This is a genomic window from Psychrobacter sp. NPDC078501, from assembly GCF_044900935.1.
GTDB lineage: Bacteria > Pseudomonadota > Gammaproteobacteria > Pseudomonadales > Moraxellaceae > Psychrobacter.
In genome coordinates this window covers 429985-448760 of the sequence record NZ_JBJDOS010000001.1, presented here as the reverse complement: position 1 = coordinate 448760, position 18776 = coordinate 429985, and the positions used below count along the sequence as shown (strand labels likewise).

13 protein-coding genes and 1 pseudogene are annotated in these 18776 nt (G+C 43.5%); 4 read left to right on the top strand and 10 right to left on the bottom strand.

Features of this window, described 5'->3' with window-relative positions:
• Positions 1–94 precede the first annotated feature (94 nt).
• Positions 95–1969: a SurA N-terminal domain-containing protein gene (locus tag ACI2IW_RS01780; RefSeq protein ID WP_404692439.1), complete on the top strand. Its 1875-nt coding sequence runs from the start codon at positions 95–97 to the stop codon at positions 1967–1969.
• A 181-nt stretch (positions 1970–2150) separates the two neighbouring features.
• Here ACI2IW_RS01780 and purH read toward each other — a convergent pair whose 3' ends face one another.
• The 6 genes from purH to mrcB form a co-directional block, all read right to left on the bottom strand.
• Positions 2151–3731, bottom strand: coding sequence for a bifunctional phosphoribosylaminoimidazolecarboxamide formyltransferase/IMP cyclohydrolase (gene purH, locus ACI2IW_RS01775; protein WP_404692438.1), 1581 nt, complete (start codon positions 3729–3731; stop codon positions 2151–2153).
• 149 nt (positions 3732–3880) lie between these two features.
• On the bottom strand, positions 3881–4243 hold the full coding sequence (gene fis, locus ACI2IW_RS01770) for a DNA-binding transcriptional regulator Fis (protein ID WP_101206126.1): 363 nt from the start codon (positions 4241–4243) through the stop codon (positions 3881–3883).
• A gap of 178 nt (positions 4244–4421) precedes the next feature.
• Complete coding sequence (locus ACI2IW_RS01765; RefSeq protein WP_404692437.1) at positions 4422–5720, bottom strand: DUF3426 domain-containing protein; 1299 nt, start codon at positions 5718–5720, stop codon at positions 4422–4424.
• A gap of 172 nt (positions 5721–5892) precedes the next feature.
• On the bottom strand, positions 5893–6819 hold the full coding sequence (gene prmA, locus ACI2IW_RS01760) for a 50S ribosomal protein L11 methyltransferase (RefSeq protein ID WP_404692436.1): 927 nt from the start codon (positions 6817–6819) through the stop codon (positions 5893–5895).
• A 134-nt stretch (positions 6820–6953) separates the two neighbouring features.
• Complete coding sequence (locus tag ACI2IW_RS01755; RefSeq protein ID WP_404692435.1) at positions 6954–7766, bottom strand: tetratricopeptide repeat protein; 813 nt, start codon at positions 7764–7766, stop codon at positions 6954–6956.
• 80 nt (positions 7767–7846) lie between these two features.
• The gene (gene mrcB / locus ACI2IW_RS01750) at positions 7847–10342 is read right to left on the bottom strand and encodes a penicillin-binding protein 1B (protein ID WP_404692434.1); all 2496 of its coding nucleotides are present in this window, start codon (positions 10340–10342) and stop codon (positions 7847–7849) included.
• 437 nt (positions 10343–10779) lie between these two features.
• Here mrcB and ACI2IW_RS01745 point away from each other — a divergent pair, with 437 nt between their 5' ends.
• Positions 10780–13578, top strand: a complete 2799-nt coding sequence (locus ACI2IW_RS01745; RefSeq protein WP_404692433.1) for a heavy metal translocating P-type ATPase — start codon at positions 10780–10782, stop codon at positions 13576–13578.
• Positions 13579–13697: 119 nt separating this feature from the next.
• Here ACI2IW_RS01745 and ACI2IW_RS01740 read toward each other — a convergent pair whose 3' ends face one another.
• Complete coding sequence (locus tag ACI2IW_RS01740) at positions 13698–14420, bottom strand: Bax inhibitor-1/YccA family protein (RefSeq protein ID WP_057759239.1); 723 nt, start codon at positions 14418–14420, stop codon at positions 13698–13700.
• 319 nt (positions 14421–14739) lie between these two features.
• On the opposite strand from ACI2IW_RS01740, the gene ACI2IW_RS01735 reads away from it, so the two are divergent.
• Both ACI2IW_RS01735 and ACI2IW_RS01730 read left to right on the top strand, forming a co-directional pair.
• Positions 14740–15744, top strand: a complete 1005-nt coding sequence (locus tag ACI2IW_RS01735) for an NAD(+) kinase (RefSeq protein WP_404692432.1) — start codon at positions 14740–14742, stop codon at positions 15742–15744.
• Positions 15745–15799: 55 nt separating this feature from the next.
• A complete protein-coding gene (locus tag ACI2IW_RS01730; RefSeq protein WP_057759241.1) occupies positions 15800–16111 on the top strand; it encodes a YeaC family protein in 312 nt (103 codons plus the stop codon).
• A 131-nt stretch (positions 16112–16242) separates the two neighbouring features.
• Here ACI2IW_RS01730 and ACI2IW_RS01725 read toward each other — a convergent pair whose 3' ends face one another.
• The 3 genes and pseudogenes from ACI2IW_RS01725 to ACI2IW_RS01715 form a co-directional block, all read right to left on the bottom strand.
• The gene (locus ACI2IW_RS01725; RefSeq protein ID WP_057759243.1) at positions 16243–16617 is read right to left on the bottom strand and encodes a HopJ type III effector protein; all 375 of its coding nucleotides are present in this window, start codon (positions 16615–16617) and stop codon (positions 16243–16245) included.
• A gap of 179 nt (positions 16618–16796) precedes the next feature.
• Positions 16797–16964, bottom strand: a pseudogene (csrA, locus tag ACI2IW_RS01720) (carbon storage regulator CsrA); the annotation flags it as partial.
• Between the two features lie 423 nt (positions 16965–17387).
• A complete protein-coding gene (locus ACI2IW_RS01715; RefSeq protein ID WP_057759246.1) occupies positions 17388–18674 on the bottom strand; it encodes an aspartate kinase in 1287 nt (428 codons plus the stop codon).
• Between the last annotated feature and the right edge of the window lie 102 nt (positions 18675–18776).

Genomic DNA, 18776 nt, shown 5'->3' with positions numbered 1-18776 from the left:
TAAATAGTACTGATATTGACAGGTTGCACTCAACAGCTCCTAACAGTATTACAATGGTTTTTCATCAATATAGGTTAATAAAGCAGAGATAACTATGGATAAATTGCGCGATTTCTTAAAAAGCTGGCCAGGTCGCATTTTATTGATTTTATGCCTATCGCCGCTCGCTCTCTTGGGTGTCGAAAGCTATTTTGGCGGCAACGTCGATCCCAACCAGATTGCGCAGGTAGGTGAGGCAAGCGTAGGACTGTCCGAGTATCAAACTGCTGTCAATAGCCGTCGTTCTGAAGTATTAGAGCAAGTTGAAGATGCCAGCTTATTGAATGAAGATGTGCTTCATGAGCAAGTATTAAAGGGTCTAATCGACCGTACGTTGTTAGAGCAGCAAGCAGGTAAGCTTGGTATGACAGTTTCTGACGACACGATCAATCGTTTGCTGCGTCAAGAAGAAATATTCCAAGATGCAGAAGGTAACTTTTCAAACGATCAGTTCTCAAACTTCTTGCGTCAACGCGGCATGACTAAAAACCAGCTATTTGCAGAATTTCGCAATCAGTTAAGCTTGGATCAATTAAATGCCAGTATTGTTGGGACGGCCGTCTATCCTATGCAAGCGGTCAGTCAATTGATTGACTTGCAACTTGAGTCGCGCAACGTTTGGGTGCATCGTTTTAATTGGCAAGACTATGCTGACAAAGTTAAGCTTAGTAAAGCAGACATTCAATCATACTATGATGCCAACAAAGACACATTGAAAAGTGCAGCGATGGTTGACTTGGCTTATATCCAGCTCAGCCCGCAAACTATCAAGGTTGATGAAGTAACAGCAGAAGAGTTGCAGCAGCAGTATGAAGCATATAAGCAGAGCATTGCGGCTACTGATGAGCGTAAAGTCAGTCAGATACTGTTTACTGGTAAAGATGCCAAGACAAGAGCCGATAAAGTGAAAGCGCGTCTGAATAAAGGTGAAGCGTTTGCTGCGCTTGCTAAAGCAGAGTCGGATGATCCATCAGGTGAAACAGGTGGTGATATCGGACGCTTTAATCCGTCAGTGTTTGGCAGTGACGCGGATACTGTACAAGAGGCATTAAAAGGGTTGAGCGTTGGTGATGTGACTGCGCCTATCAAGACTAGCTTTGGTTATCAGATATTTACGGTTACTGAAGACAATGGCAAAAAGACTCCAAGCCTAGAAAGTATGCGTGATGAGCTGACTGCGAAAGCAAAAGAGTATAAACGTCAGGAAATCTATGCTGATAAAGTGACGTCAATCAATGATTTGGCGGCAGATGGCTTCAGTATTGAAGATATTGCACAGCAAGAAAACGTCAGCCTAAAGCGCATCAAAGATTATCGTAAAGTGAACAACAAATCAGCACTACCGCAACCAGCAGTGGTTAAACAGGCCTTTGATGAATTTACTATTCAAGATCAAGCGGTAACGGCAGGCGTAGAAGTTGGTAACGGTACCGTATGGCTACAGCCAAGCAATTATCGTCCTACTAAGACGCTTGCTTTAGCAAATGCAACCCCAAGAATCACTCAAATACTCCGTCAGCAGAAAGCGACAGCATTAGCTTTAAAAGATGCTAAAGCATTGGCTGCTGGTATCAAGACGCCAGCTGATATAAGTAAGCAGTCGGTAAGCTTCCAAGCACTGGGTGAGATTAACCGTCAAACGACGCAGCTAACAGACAAAGAGCGTGGATTGGCATTTAGCCAGCAAGCCGCTGATAACGGTGTTGTCGCGATCGCTAGTGAGACTGAGATGGGTGCAACGCTACTGGTTGGAGACCGTATTAAAACTGAGCAGCAGTCGCCACTGTCTGATATGCAAAGAGCGCAAACAGCCAGTATTATCCGTGACAATTTAGGCCAAGACCAGTTGCAAGACTATTTGGACTATCTACGTATGGTGTATACGGTTGAGATTAATGAAAGCAACATGGCAAACGCACAAGGACGCTAAGTATTTGCTAGTTTATTATTCTTAGATATTAAAAAAGCCACTGTATCGATTGATGCAGTGGCTTTTTTTTGGGTGATGCTTTAACGATAATTATCACAAATGTTATATAGACTGAAAATTAGTCGCAGTGACAAATATAATTGCTGCGACTAATCCCAGTCTTAAACTAATAGGTGATTGTTTAATGGCGGAAATGGCGCATGCCAGTGAATACCATTGCGATACCATGCTCATTAGCAGCAGCAATGGTCTCGTCATCACGCATAGAGCCACCTGGCTGAATGATAGCAGAGATACCTACTTCAGCAGCATTGTCGATGCCATCACGGAAAGGGAAGAACGCATCTGATGCCATAACAGCACCTTCAGTTGCTAGTCCAGCATGCTCTGCTTTGATAGCAGCAATACGTGCTGAGTTAACGCGGCTCATTTGGCCCGCGCCAACACCGATAGTACGTTGGCCTTTTGCATAGACAATGGCATTAGATTTGACATATTTTGCCACGTTCCAGCTGAACAGTAGATCTGCCATTTGCGCTTCAGTTGGTTGTACATCAGTGACGATTTTTAGGTCGTTAGCAGTGATTAAACCAAGGTCTTGCTCTTGTACCAGTAGGCCACCGTTAACGCGCTTATAGTCAAGTTGGATATCACGCTGATCTGGTGCTGGTAGCTCGCCGCATACCAAGACACGTACGTTTTTCTTAGTAGCTGTCGCTTCAAGTACACCGTCTTCGATACTAGGTGCAATGATTACTTCTACAAACTGATTGTCGATAATGGCTTTTGCAGCTGCAAGCGTCAACGGGCGGTTGAATGCAATAATACCACCAAAAGAAGACTCAGGATCGGTGCTAAAAGCAGTGCGATAAGCTGCTACTTGGTCGTTATCAACCGCGACACCACAAGGGTTGGCATGCTTAACGATAACGCAAGCAGGTGCACTAAAGGCTTTAACACATTCAAGGGCTGCGTCAGTATCGGCAATATTATTGTATGACAGCGCCTTACCTTGTAACTGCTTAGCTGTGGCAATAGAGGCTTGTTTGCTTTTTAAAGGCTGGTTTTCAGTATAGAAAGCCGCGTTTTGATGCGGGTTTTCACCATAGCGTAGGTCTTGTGCTTTTTCAAGCTGTACATTGAATGTACGCGGGAAGTTTTCTGGTTCTTGAGTTTCGTTGACACGGCTACCTAAGAAGTTTGCAATCATACCGTCGTACTGTGCCGTATGCTCAAACGCCTTTACTGCCAAATCATAACGCAAAGCAGTTGTCAGTTCGGTGCCACCATCTAAGGCGCTAAGTACACGGTCATAATCAGCTGGATCAGTTACGATACCTACATGAGCGTGGTTTTTCGCCGCTGAACGTACCATGGTAGGGCCACCAATATCGATGTTTTCGATAGCGTCGTTCATAGTTACGTCAGCACGTGCAATCGTTTCAGCAAACGGATATAAGTTCACGACGACTAAGTCGATACGTTCGATCGAATGATCGCTCATAACTGCATCATCTGTACCGCGGCGTCCTAGAATGCCACCGTGAATCTTAGGATGTAGCGTTTTAACACGGCCATCCATCATTTCAGGAAAGCCTGTGTAATCTGATACTTCAGTCACGGCGACATTGTTTTCTGTGAGCAGACGATAAGTACCGCCAGTAGATAATAAACCAAAACCTGCTTTGAGAAGGCCTTGAGCAAACTCGACGATATTAGACTTATCGGAGACCGATAGTAGGGCAAGTGGGGTTGTACTCATAAGAAATTTTCCATAAAAAAAGCCTGACGTAAACGTCTGGCAAGGTGATGATGACAACGGTATGCCGTATCATGATAGATAAAGCGACGAACGTTTGATTGCCATACATAATGATAGTCAATGATGATGGGTAAGCTCATATAACAATGCTACATTAAATCATAGGTCTTCATTTTTTTGCGCAAAGTGCCTCGATTTAGTCCTAATATCTGAGCACATTTGGTTTGGTTGCCTCTGGTTTTTTCTAGGACGACAGATAAGAGAGGCTCTTCGACTTGCTTCAAAATCAGCTCATATAAATCAGTGGGCATCTCATCTCCTAACATCGCAAAGTACTGACGTACCACACGCTCTACATGAACTCGTAGAGGTTGCTGCGCACTACTTGTATAGTGTTGACTAGCAAAATCAAAGCCGTGCGTAGGTGGTTGGTATTCGTCTTTATTATAATCGGCAGGGTGCTCAGAGCTTTTAGCAAAATGATTGGCATTATGCTGTGCATGAGGTGCCATAAAATAATATCCTTGAGATGAAGAAAAATTCTGATTGTAAGGGGTCAGAACCATAGTATATCAAATTAATATCGCCTAGCGCTGATAGATTCATCGTTATCTTAGCTATCACGGTTTAATTGAAAATGAATTTACAGCGTGTTTTCTACTCAGACTTATTTATATATAACACTCTAATTTAATAAAGAGCGGTCATAGTAATGTCGCGAATTTGCGCATTAGCGATAGGGATAGTAAATAATAGCTGTCTATCGGTGTTGGCAGCTAACTGACTTTGCTTGCCTAATAAATAATCGTTTGGATCCGCAATAAACTCTCCAATAAGCTCATTTCTACCGTAAACGCTTATTTTTACATTTGGGTATAGTTGTGATTGCGGGCTGCCATTACTTAGAGTAGCGCCTATATCGCTAAATGTACCAGCAGTTTTAATCTGACTGCTTCTATGAAAGGTATTGCTGATGGTAAGCGCTGATAAATCTGCACTGGGCAAGCTGCAGGCAGCGACAGAGCATATTGACTGGAGACGCTGAGCATAGGCTGGGTTTTTCACTAAGTTCTCTAAGTTAAAAATAACATACTGAGCCGCGAGTAGGAGTGCTAAGACCAAACAACCTAATATCCATAATAGTGATGCAATTGAACGTGTCGTTTGGGTTGGTGCAAACGGTAGCTGGGTTTTTCTTAAACGATCGTCGGCAGTAGGGTCTTCATCTTTAACGGGTACTCCCATATCAGATAGAAGCTGTGATAAGTCTGTGTCATCTGGCGGTGTTTCTTCGTCTTGATTTTGTTCTTCTAATAGTTTTTGCAGCCATGAATTGTTATCAGTACTCTCAATATTAGCATGAATATCATTGGCCGCTGCCGAGCTGAGCATGTTCTGTGTTGATGTTGATGTTGATGTTGATGTTGATGTTGATGTTGATGTTGATGCTGTTATTGTACTAGTAGATGGTTTCTTTATTGATGGATTAGGGCTTTTGATAGTTTCTTTAGAAGGAGGCGCTTTTGGTTTTTCTATGGTTGATACGCTAGGACTGGTATTACTGGCTTGGGTTAACCATGCATCCATGCTATCTAATGAGTCATACTCTTGAACGTTCTCTTCTGGATCGTCTATATCCATATCATCATAGATTAAGTCGTCATGAATCAAAGTATCAGATGATTTTTTCTTATTGGTTGAAGCTGTGGGGGGCTTCGGAATATTTTGAGGCTTATGCTGATTGCTACTAGTAGACGCTTTTTGCTCGTTTGATATTGGTTGAGTTTGAGCTTTTTGTTGAGCAGGAATATTTTTTTGTGGTGTTGGTTTTTGAATGACCTCAGAATTTACCACAAGATGTTTATTGACCAAAAAACTTTGCTGGCACCGATCACAGCTGATGGTAGCATTGACTTGATTTAGTTGAGTTTGTTTAACGCTATAGCAAGCTTGGCAATGGGGGCATTGGGTTTTTATTGGTGTGGTCATAGAGGCGAATCCAAAAAAGTATGGTTATCAATACCGCTTAGCCACTCACCAATAGCTGCCCACAATACGCATTTTACTTATTTAATTTCGATGAATTGTAGGCAAAGACAGAGTGGCGTCAAACACATAACATTTGACTGCCCTCTATCGTAACAGATGTAATTAAATGTTGCTAGCTAGTAAATGTACCTGATAAACGTTGCCAATGCTGGTCTTCTTGCGCAGTAAAAGCATGCTTAGGATCGAGTGCAAAATATGGCTGATAAGCTTCAGTGACTTGCTCGGTTTGCGACTCAATCAAACCTGCCAAAACGATACGGCCCTTTGGCGCAACCAGTGTTGCAAAGTAAGGTGCTAAACCAATAAGCGGCTTTGCTAGAATATTGGCAACGATCACTTCTACAGGCAACACATCATGTTGCGAGCAGTACTCTGTAAATTCTTCTGGCAAAAATGCCTGCAAACGATCGCCTACATTGTTGCGTACCGCATTCTGATTGGTAGCAAGTACCGCCTGCGGGTCGATGTCGACTGCATATACCTGACGTGCACCCAATAGCAAAGCAGCAATCCCTAGAATACCTGAGCCACAACCATAATCGATAACCACTTTATCTGTTAGGTCTTGCTCTGTTAGCCAGTCTAGGCATAGGCGAGTCGTAGCATGATAGCCAGTCCCAAATGCCAAACCTGGGTCCATAATGATATTGGTGGCTTCAGGGTTAGGCGGTGTTAGCCAGTCAGGCACAATCCATAGGTCATTAGCACATTCGATAGGATGATAGTTGCTCATCCATTCGCGCTCCCAGTCTTTATCATCAACAGCCGTTAGCCAGATACGAGTAGCCTGTACTTGTGCAGCAATTTCATGACTTAATTGCTCAACCGCTTGACGACTACCTGCATCAGTAGTCGCATCAAACAATCCTGTTAGTATCACCTCATCCCAAAGCGGCGATTCACCTGGAAGTGGCTCAAACAAAGGTTGATCGCCAGCATCGTCTAAAGCTATTGATAATGCGCCTGCTTCTAACAAAAGCGCTTCAGCCAAGTCGACGTTTGATTTTTCGCATTGTAAATGCAGTTGTTGCCATGCCATAAAGATAACCTTAAGCGGAAATAAAAATAAGTGTAGGTGTTAGGGAATACCCTAGATAAGTCTACATACAACGAAATTCATGATGTATATAGATGTTTTAACTAATGAATCTAAGAGGCACAAATACTCAGCTATTAGCGCAGTGCTTGTTTTGCTTCATTGACCACGCGTGAGTTACCCTGAGCTTGTCCTGATTGCAATATAACTTGCCATAGTGCTCGTCTACGATTACTGTCTTGAGAGACGCTAAGACCACGCCGTGCCATCGCTTCTGCCTTACGGGGTTGGTTCTTTTTTAATGCTACTTGTGCCAAATAGAAGTATACCGCCGATGACTTGGGCGCTAGACGCTGCGCACGGGTAAAGCTGCTTTCTGCATTGGTTAGATTGCCCGCTTTCAACTGACTGATACCTACTTGCATCAAATTGCGAAATGCAGGTAGATTACTATTGTTGCTGGCAGATTGTTGAGTACGTTGCTGCGAGTTTCTTCTAGCGTGCTCCAGTAATTCATTATGCGACGGTACTGATGGTTCAGAGATGATATAGTCGTTACGAGAAGGTGCAATGATAACAGGATCAGGCTGCATCACTTCTGGAGCAGGAGGCGTAAATACAGGGGTTTCTTGCGTTAACGGATTTGGTGTTTCGGACTGTTCAACCGCATCGTAAGGCTCGGTTGGATAGTTGCTTTGATCATTTGCTTCCGTGATATGCGCTGGAGCAGTTGTCGTTGATGGCACGGTCGGTTGTGACGTTGGTAATGTTTGAACAGGCGTGGTTTGCACTGTAGTCGACGTGCTAGGTGCCGTCTGACAAGCACTTAGGCTTAGCATGCCAACGATCGCGCTGCCTGCAAGTAATGTATTGTTTGACGTGATTTTATTGCGCCATAGCACTATGGTTTGTTTTACTGAAGTAGTTGTCCGTAAAGATGACACCATCATGTTAAAACCTTTTTTAAATATTAAAAGCTAAATATCAAAAACACTATTAGAGCCATTCAACAGCTAGAACCACTCAATAGCTAGAACCATTCAACAGCACGGTCATACCAAGTATCAGCACGGTCTTCATCACCTTCACTTTGCTCGCTGCTACCTGCTGCATCATCAGATTCAACATTTGGAATCTCTAAACCTTCGCGGCGACGTTGTTGATTGATATCACCTTGCTGGTTCTGAAACTGTGTCTGTTCACGAGCGCGATCTTGCTGATACAGGCTCAGCGCACAACTGCTGGCTTCTTCTGGTAGGTGAGCTGACATTACTGGTAAGTAGCGAGCGTTAGCGCAGCGTTCATTAGACAGTTTGCCTGAATTGTTCTCTAGCCATAACCACTCGATACCTTCTGGCTCTGGTAGGGCAACTGGAGTCAGTTTTAGGCGTTTCATATAATCTACCCAAACTGGTAAGGCGCCAGTGCCACCACTTAAACCAATCGGTTTATTATCATCACGACCAACCCAAACGACACTCACATAGTTACCACTATAGCCTGCAAACCAAGCATCACGGTAGTCGTTTGTTGTACCTGTTTTTCCGGCTAGGTTTAAATTACTGCCGAGTGATTGGGCGCGTCTGGCTGTACCATTTGAGACGACTTGCTGTAATGCATAGTTGGTCAAAAAGTTGGTTTCAGGTGGAATACTGCGCTGAGTGTTAAGCCCAGTACGCTGTAAGATACGGCCGCGATCATCAATGACCGTACGAATACTATGAATAGGCGTACGGAAGCCACCAGTGGCAAAGACTTGATAAATGCCAAGCATATCCATCGGACTCAAATTAACTGAGCCTAACAATGCTGATGGGTAAGGTGGTATTTTTTCTTTGATACCCATGCGCTGTAATTGCTTAGCAAAGGTATTAACGCCGAACTCCATACCTAAGCGTACTGCTGCTTGGTTATAGGATTGAGATAGTGCCGTGGTAAATGGTACATAGCCATGATCACGGTTGTCGTAGTTTTTAGGGTTCCAGTCAGTACCGTCGTTTAGATTGACCGTAATAGGGGAGTCATCTACTGAACTGGCCAAGTTGTAACGACCGCTCTCAAGCGCAGTCATATAAATGATAGGCTTCAGCAACGAGCCGACTTGGCGTTTGGCATCTACCGCGCGGTTAAACCCTGTAAATTCACTGCCACTACCCACGACAGACACTAGCTCGCCAGTCTCAGGGTTGGCACTCACTAATGCACCTTGTAAATCTTTAGTTTTGCTACTGTTACGGCGCAGCTCACCAAGTTTTCTATCAACAGCTTTGTCTGCGGCTAATTGAGCGATAGGGTCTAAGGTACTGATAATAATCAGACCTTCGTTCTTGAGGTCGTCAGAATAATAAACGGTATTTAGCTCACGTTTGACAATATCTAAGAAGTCAGGGAACTGACTTTTGCCTTCAGCAGGCTTATCCACGATACCAAGCGGTTGCTTTAAGGCTTTGTCGTAGTCTTCTTGGCTCAGTGTGCCCATGGTCAGCATGTTATTAAGTACCACATCGCGGCGTGCTTTTGAGTCATTTGGATTGCGACGTGGGTTATAAATACTTGGACCTTTTGCCATACCAACCAGCATTGCTTGCTGATCTAAGCGCAGCTCATTAAGAGGTTTGTCAAAATAAAACTGTGAAGCCAAACCAAAACCATTGATAGAGCGATTGCCATTTTGACCCAGATAAATCTCATTCAAATAGGTCTGTAAAATCTCATCTTTGCTGTAATGCAGCTCAAGTAACACGGCCATCAATGCTTCATTGGCTTTGCGTTTGATAGTGCGATCTGAATTGAGATAGAAGTTTTTGATCAGCTGCTGGGTGATGGTCGAGCCACCTTGTCTGGCACCACCAGTAAAGTTATTGATTACGGCACGGGCGATACCACGTACTGATACCCCTTTGTGCTCATAAAACGCGCGATCTTCGGTAGCGATAAGGGCATCAATCAACGGCTGAGGCACTTCGTCCAAAGACACAACCATCCGATCTTCATTACTGTCTGGATAGATACCACCGATATTGACAGGCTCTAGACGAATGATGCCGCTCTTAGCCGGCAGAGTACTCTGGATAGATTCTACTTTATTGCCAGAAATCGTCATTTTGATGACTTGCTCGGCATCTTTATCATTAGCGCTATACGTAAAGCCGCGAGTGTGAATAAAGTAAGTATTGCCAGTCCGATGATAAGTACCTGTGCGGTCATAAGCCTTGTTGCTTTGATAGTTAAGCAACTCTAGCCATGTCTTCATTGTATCTCTATCGACATTGGCGCCTTGATACAGCTCAAGCGGCTGCGAATACACTTTGGCTGGAATGTCCCAGCGCTTACCCTCAAACTTATGAGTAATGGTGCGATCAAGTTTGATCAAATATAGCGCCAACAGCACCATGCCTGCGATGATGGTAATTAATAGCAGACTACTAAAGACCAAGCCGCGCTGCTGCGAGGGTAGCGTGTGCATAGCAGACTTAGATGACGCTGATAACTTGGTATTTGGTAACTTGTAATTAGGTTTTTGCACGGATGTCGCACCATTTTTGGATAAAAAACTGCCTCATAATGACGCAAATTGACAAATTTTTCAATCTATCATCGTCAACGCGGGCATTTATTGGTCGTAGGCCATGAGCGATGGTACTGCTCATAGCAATGGCTTATAGTATAATCCCTATTAAAATACCGATACTTGTAAGAAAGCGTCAGTCACTTTCAATCTGGTAGATAAACGCCATATAAGATAACAATTTACGATTGCCCTCACGATGTATTTTGTATGAATTCGCTGTTGCTAATGGTTTGCTATTAGCCGTTTGTTATTAATACTATGCTACTAGCGGTAGTGATATTTAAGTGATTAAAAACGGCTCTATTGCATGACGTACAGTACAGTCAATACGAGCAAGTTTGCTTTAAATGAATGCATTTTAAGCAAGCCTGTCAAAGGAAGTAAGCGCGACTATGTCTAGTATCCCATCATCAGTATCATCTGCTACCAATCATTCTTATGAAGACACTTCTATCATCGAAGGATTAGTGCTTCCGCTGGCTGATCACTGTTTTCACTGTGGTGACCCTGTACCTCAGCCACCGTTTTATGCTGAGATATTAGGTCAGTCACGAGAGATGTGTTGTATGGGCTGTCAGTTAGCTGCCCAAAGCATAGTAGAGGCTGGTCTTGAGCAATATTATCTTGACCGTTCAGAGATTAACCGTACGGCAAGTTTGCCAACTCAGCTGACGCGTCTCGAGGTCTACGATCATGACGAGATAAAATCGCAATTCGTTTACGCGCAAGATGGCATGTCAGTAGCAGAGCTGTCTGTTAATAACTTACGCTGTGCTGCCTGTACTTGGCTGATTGAGTCGCGCCTCGATGAGCTAGAGGGTATTGGTAAATGTCAGGTAAATTTGACCAACCAACGTATGCGGGTCATTTGGGATGAAAACAAATTACCCATCAGTCGTATTTTAGCGGTCATCAACGAAATCGGCTACGAAGCCAAGCCTTATCGCCAAGATACACACGAAGCCATGCTGGCACGTCATAACAATCAAATGCTATTGCGTCTCGGCATCGCTGCACTAGGTTCGATGCAAGCGATGATGTATGCCGTTGCGCTTTATTTTGGTGAGTATAGCGACATGTTGATATTCCAACGTGACTTTTTGCGTTGGGTGTCTTTATTTGTGAGTACGCCTGTATTTTTCTATGCTGGCATTCCTTTCTTCACCTCTGCATGGTCAGCAATTCGTGCGCGCCAAGTCAATATGGATGTGCCCGTCAGTCTTGCATTGATTATCACTTTCTTTGCCAGTCTCTACGCTACCATCACTGGGCAAGGGGAGACGTATTATGACTCGGTCAGCATGTTTATCTTCTTTCTGTTAGCAGGGCGTTATATCGAGCATAACGCACGTCTAAAAGCCGCGACTATGGCTAATGATTTGGTGGTGGTCGAGCCGGTATTGGTGCAAAAAGTCGCTGAAGACAAAGCAGCTGCCGAGCGTATTTTACAACTGCTGAAAGAAAATGAGTCTCAGCAAGATGAGCTTATTGAAAATGAAACTACTAAAGGTGAGTCGGCTACAGTAGAGCCGATGCCTGACTTTATGCAGCGTATGGACGCCAATGTTTATCAGCTCACATCGCGTATCGCTCAAGAATGGCAGCAGTCACGTAACCAACCGAATACGCAATCACAGCCCGAAGGCGATATAGAGTCAAAGCAAATGGTCACCGCTCATAGTTTACAAGTGGGCGACATCATTTTGGTTGAAGCGGGTTCTGAGATTATCAGTGATGGTATCTTGCTAAGCTCTACTGCAACAGTGTCACAAAGTCTACTGACGGGCGAGGGTGATTTAATCATCAAATCTCAAGGCGATTATATTGTTGGTGGTGCACAAAACGATAGCCAGCCGTTTGAGATGCTAGTCACCGCCTTACCAAAAGACAGTCAGATAGGCTTAATTGATCGATTGATGAATCGTGCCATGAGCGAAAAACCCAAATTGGCGCAGCAAGCAGATAAGCTGGCACGTTGGTTTGTCGCGCGTATTTTGGTTTTATCCGTCTTAGTATTTGTCGGCTGGTATATTGTTGACCCAAGCCAAGCCATTTGGGCAACCGTGGCAGTCTTAGTCGCTACTTGTCCATGTGCATTGTCATTGGCGACGCCGATTGCCTTGACCGTCTCAACCAATCGTCTGGCAAGCTATGGTTTTTTGACGACGCGTGGCCATACCTTACAAACGCTAGCTGAAATCACGCACGTTGCTTTTGATAAGACAGGCACGCTGACTTATGGTAAGCCAAATTTATTAAATATCGAATTAATCACACCAAAAAGCCAGACCGAAATTGACGATTTATCATTAATAGTGCAAAAAGATACGCTATTGGCCATTGCAGCTGCGCTAGAAGTGGGAAGTCGTCATCCAATTGCCCACGCATTACTGACGGCGGCCTATCAGTTACACCTGCCATCGACACAAGCCGTACAGCATTATCCAGCAGGCGGTGTAGAAGCAATGATTGAAGGCACTGTATATCGAATCGGTCATAAGGACTTTGCGCTAGATAAAACAGATAATAGCGTCAATGATATAGATGCTAGTAATGATTTAACCATTAATCTGGTAGCTCAGCGAGCCAGCTCAGCAGTGGTATTGTCTTGTCAAAATACTGATAGCAAAACATGGCAGGCGCTGGCATGCTTTTATTTCAATGACAAGGTACGTGATAGTGCGCAGTCGATGCTCGATACGCTCAAAGGACTAGGTATCGAGTCTGTTATGTTGACAGGTGATCCAAGCCCGCAAGCGTTAGTGATGGCTGAGAACTTGGGAATGCAATCTGCATACAACGGACTATCACCAACCGATAAGGTCAATCATATTCAGCAGTTGCAAGCTAACGGTGCTGTGGTATTGATGGTAGGTGATGGTATCAACGATGCACCAGTGCTAGCAGCAGCAGATGTGTCGACCTCGATTGCAGGTGCGGCAGACTTAGCACAAGTATCTAGTGATAGTATTATCTTAAATGGACAAATCGAGGCCATCACTGCGGCTAAACGTATCTCTGATAAGACGGAACGTATTATCAAGCAAAACTTCCGTTGGGCACTCGCTTACAACAGTATTGTTCTGATACCAGCGGCTTTAGGTTATGTACCACCATGGCTCGCTGCAATTGGTATGTCGCTCAGTTCGCTATTTGTCGTATTAAATGCATTGCGCTTAAAACGTGCTTAGCCTCTTTAAGAAGTACTTAATTTAAACAAGCCTGTAAAGTTTGATCATAAAAAAACCGCCTTCCATCAAATGAAGGGCGGTTTTTTCTATAAAGAGATACTGTTAAGCAGCTCTTACAATTAGTCTTGTAGATAGCTTAGCAGACGCATAAATTCGATATACATCCAGACTAAGGTCGCAAGAATACCAATACTGAACAACCACTCGTAATCTTCAGAAACACCCATCGCAACACCGCGATCAATATTATCGAAATCTAACAGCAAGGTGAAAGAAGCGATAACGATGACAAATAAGCTAAAGCCAATAGCGATAGCGCCACCTTCAAATAGGAACGGTAATGATGAGCCAAACGCTAGAGAAAGTACCCACTGTGCTACATAGACAAGCATGATAGCAATAACCGCCGAGGTCACAATAGAGCGGAACTTTTCAGTAACTTTAACTAAACCTGAACGATATAAACCTAGCATAACCGCAGCTGTGACGAAAGTTGCACACATTGCCGTGACTGGTACTGTTGGATACATTCTCATGAAAAATAATGAGATACCGCCCAAAAAGATACCTTCTAGCAAGGCGTAAGGCACTGCCAAAGTCTTGGCTTTTTGCGGCTTGAAGGTAATAAAAAGCGCCAGAACAAACGCAGCAATCATGCTACCAAAAGCTGCCATCGTAATAAAACCTTGCGATAAACCTGCCATAAGCGCATAAAAGAAAAAGCCCACACCAGTAATGGCTGATAAACCAAGTAATAAGCTGGTCTTTTGAATTACGCCCTTGACCGTCATTGGATTACCGCCGATCGCAAGTTCTGCGCGACTGACAATAGGATTGGCCATACATAAGTCCTTAATAATAAAATATAAAAATAGTGATGTTAGTTACTTTAGCAAAACCGCCATTATTGTCAACTGTGTTTGCGTGACAACTGCTGCGGTGCAACCTCAGGCTGTTCATTGTCTAGTGCATCGAGCTACAGTATCGCCCAATACGCTAATTGAAAAACTGAACAGAAAGATCTGACTAAGTAAAACATTCGATAGCTTTTATATGGGGTCAGTTACGACAGTTAACAACGATAATTCATAAACATGCTAGTCTAAGCGCGCATTTATCGCTATCATTACCTTGTACTTCACCGTTATACCGAGTCGTTTTATGGAAAACTCAGCGCAGTCAGCAAGATTGCCACACTTACATGAATCAGAGCTATTCCACGCTATTAAAAACCCTGCCTTTAGGCGTATTGGTCTAATGGGCCGTGCTGGTAAACGTAGTGTCACTCAAAGCTTGGTACAGATTGCCCAAACCGTCAATGATATGAATTTGACGTTAATAATGGATGTACAAACGGCCAATTTACCAACGCTTGACCTCACAGATATAGAAAGAGTCAAAATCGTTAAACGTGGTTTGATTGGTGAGATTTGTGATTTGGTTATTGTGGTTGGCGGTGATGGTTCGATATTACATGCTGCTGAAGCGCTAGCACGCTACCGTGTACCTGTACTTGGTGTAAACCGTGGTCGCTTAGGGTTCTTAGCAGATGTAAAACCTGATGAAGCTGCGTTTAAGTTACGCCAAGTATTGATGGGAGACTATCAACTGGATCATCGGTTTTTATTGACGATGGAGATACGAGAAGGGCGCAAAATTATCCATGAAGATATGGCGCTGAACGACATCGTACTGCATGCTGGTAAATCCGTACATATGATTGATTTTCAGATGAAAATTGATGGACATGATGTTTATAGACAGCACAGTGATGGCTTGATAGCAGCAACACCGACTGGTTCTACCGCTTACGCTTTATCAGGTGGCGGTCCAATCATTCATCCAAGTATGGACGCTATTTGTCTGGTACCGATGCATCCCCATACATTATCTAGTAGACCGATTGTGGTCAGCGGTAATAGTGAGGTCTGTATTCGTATTCATGAAGACAATCGTACTCAGCCGATGGTGAGTGCGGACGGTAAGCCAAGCGTGCCACTTGAGCAAGAGCAGCGCCTACACATTCGTAAGCATCCTGATAAGCTTACCTTGTTGCACCCACCTGGGTTTGACTTTTATGAGGCCTGCCGTACAAAGCTGCACTGGAACGTACATGCCGAAGAATTCAGTCTTGATGTCGATGATGATATTATAGACAATGAATAAGCGTATCTATTAGACCAAAATATGATACAAAAAATGGTAGTGGAGAGTAGGTAAGATGGATAAACAAACAATACTAGCAAGTCTAACGCCCGAAGTGGTTGATAAATTTCGTATGGCGATTGAGCTAGGTAAATGGCCTGACGGTCGTAAGATTACCGCTGAGCAGCGCGAGACTTGTATGCAAGCAGTGATGGTATGGGAGCATGAGCACCTGCCGCCAGCCGAGCGTACAGGTTATATTCATAAACCCGTAAAAGATGATGGTTCTGTCGTTGGCGCTGAATGTGACGTCGAGCACGAGCATCACTATCCTAATATGCCGAATCCTAAAGGCGCGGTACAGCCTGTTAAGTTCCGTGATAAATAGATCTACAAATAAGTAAGTCTATAATGGTTGTTATAAAAACAACTACCATAAAAAAGCCACGCTATATAGCGTGGCTTTTTTTACTTTACCAATAATTAAATTATCAGAAATAGCTTAATCATCATAGATGATTAAATAGCAGTCGTATCGACACTAGGACGAACCGTTAGCGGGTTCTTTTGCATCAAAAACCCTTGCCAGCCCCAATGTAAAAAATTACGGATATTGGCATGATCGGTACCATTAGGCGTTGCTTGAACCTTGGCATAATGTTCGCCAAATAGTTTAAGCGTGTCCAATTGGTTCAGGCCATGGTGCTTAGCAAAACCAAAAATCTTTGCGCTACCTTCGTTTTCACCGGCTGCATTATGTACCATTCCATTTACAAAAGGGGCAGGTGCATAGCGATAAAAATCATCGATAAAGCTGATGACATCATTGAATCCAATGGCTTTTTTGTTCAAACCATTAAGTAATGCCGATACATCTGATTGGCGGATACTCATAAATAAATGACCTCAGAGCAGATTAAAAAAACAATATAATATTTATGTGTGCTCAATGATGGTAATAGCCGTTGAGCGTTCAGCATTATAATTTAGCTAGCTTAGCGATTAAAGTAGTCTTCGTCATCAAACGAAGGCGAAAAGTTGCCTTGCTCAAGATGCTGCATTTGCGACTGTACAGAACGCTCATGCTGAATACGTTGATAAATCTCTTCGCGGTGTACTGCAATATCTTTAGGTGCGTTTACACCGATACGTACTTGATTGCCTTTGACGCCTAGAACCGTCACACTTACTTCGTCGCCAATCATTAGCGTTTCGCCCACGCGGCGTGTCAAAATTAACATGCGTCACACTCCTTATGTCGCATCAACAAATTATTACTCATCAGATTACTTCTCAATTGCAGAACATTACCGCAGCACCAAACACGCAATATAACCATTATCACGATGCCAGATATCGTGCCAATAGCGGTAATGATAGGTAGATTCATTTAGCCCAAATGAAAGCCCCATTATAGGCGGCATAACAGATACTGTCACGGTTTTTCACAAAACTATTAGGTAAATGCTCATTTCAACTATGCTAAAAAATAAAAATAGGACCTAAAAAGATCCTATTTTATTTAAGTACTGTATTTATTTAGATATTATTAATTCAAACGCTATTAATTTAAATGCTGTTTGTCTACATACTATATAAAGGCATTAATAGCGATTAATAGATAACCATCAATGCTAATGCTATATTTTAACAGTTTTTGTGTCTTATAGCCCAGCGATTTTGCTTTCACCGTCTTCACGATCTAGGCCAAATGCTGTGTGCAATGACTTAACGGCTTTTTCTAAGTGTTGATCTTGAATCAGAACCGACACTTTGATTTCGCTGGTTGAAATCATTTGGATGTTGATGTTGTTTTCAGCCAGTGTTTGGAACATAAGACTAGCAACACCTGCGTGTGAGCGCATGCCAACACCAACCAATGATACTTTGACGACTTCACTGTTGCCCAATATTTCTTTGGCACCAATTTCATCTTTCACTTCTTCGTTAAGCACTTTTAGCGTCTTATCTAAATCAGTGCGGTTAACTGTGAAAGTGAAGTCAGTGGTACCGTTATCCGAAAGGTTTTGTACAATCATATCGATTTCGATATTGGCACGACCAATTGGGCTTAAGATAGCAGAGGCGATGCCAGGATGGTCAGGCACGCCGCGTACTAAGATTTTTGCTTCGTCTCTGTTGAACGCGATACCTGAGATGATTGCCTGTTCCATATTGTCTCCTTCGTCTATCGTAATTAGGGTACCCACGTTGTCTTGAAATTCTTGGTCAAAGCTACCGTCTGTGTTTTCATCAAAGCTAGAAAGTACACGCAGCGGCACGCCATATTTACCAGCGAATTCTACTGAGCGAATCTGTAGAATCTTAGAGCCAAGACTGGCCATTTCAAGCATTTCTTCAAACGTAATTTTTTCAAGCTTTTTGGCTTTTGAGGTCACACGAGGGTCAGTGGTATAGACACCATCGACATCGGTATAAATTTGACACTCGTCAGCGCCTAAGGCCGCAGCAATCGCCACACCTGTGGTATCAGAACCGCCGCGTCCTAATGTGGTCGCGTTGCCTTCTTCGTCGATACCTTGGAAACCTGCCACAATAACGATATTGCCAGCATCTAATTGCTCACGTATGTTTTTGTCATCGATGCTTTCGATACGGGCTTTGTTATGGGCGTTGTCGGTCTTAATCGCTACTTGGCGACCAGTCATTGAACGGGCACCAATACCAAGCTCTTTAATCGCCATAGCGAGTAGTGAGATAGAAACCTGCTCACCTGTTGAGACCATCTGATCGTATTCGCGAGGATCAGGTTGCGTGCTAATTTGGCGAGCTAGATCAATCAAACGGTTAGTTTCGCCGCTCATGGCTGAGACCACGACGACCACTTGATGACCATTGTCATGCCAGCGTTTGACTCGTTTGGCGACGTTTTTGATGCGGTCGATACTGCCCATCGAGGTGCCGCCGTATTTCTGTACTATTAACGCCATAAAAATCTACCTATTTATTCAATAATGACTTTTTATTGTCATTGATGAGAGTCAATGTGATACTCGCCAATGCTTGTATAGATAAAGCCAGATGATAAGAGT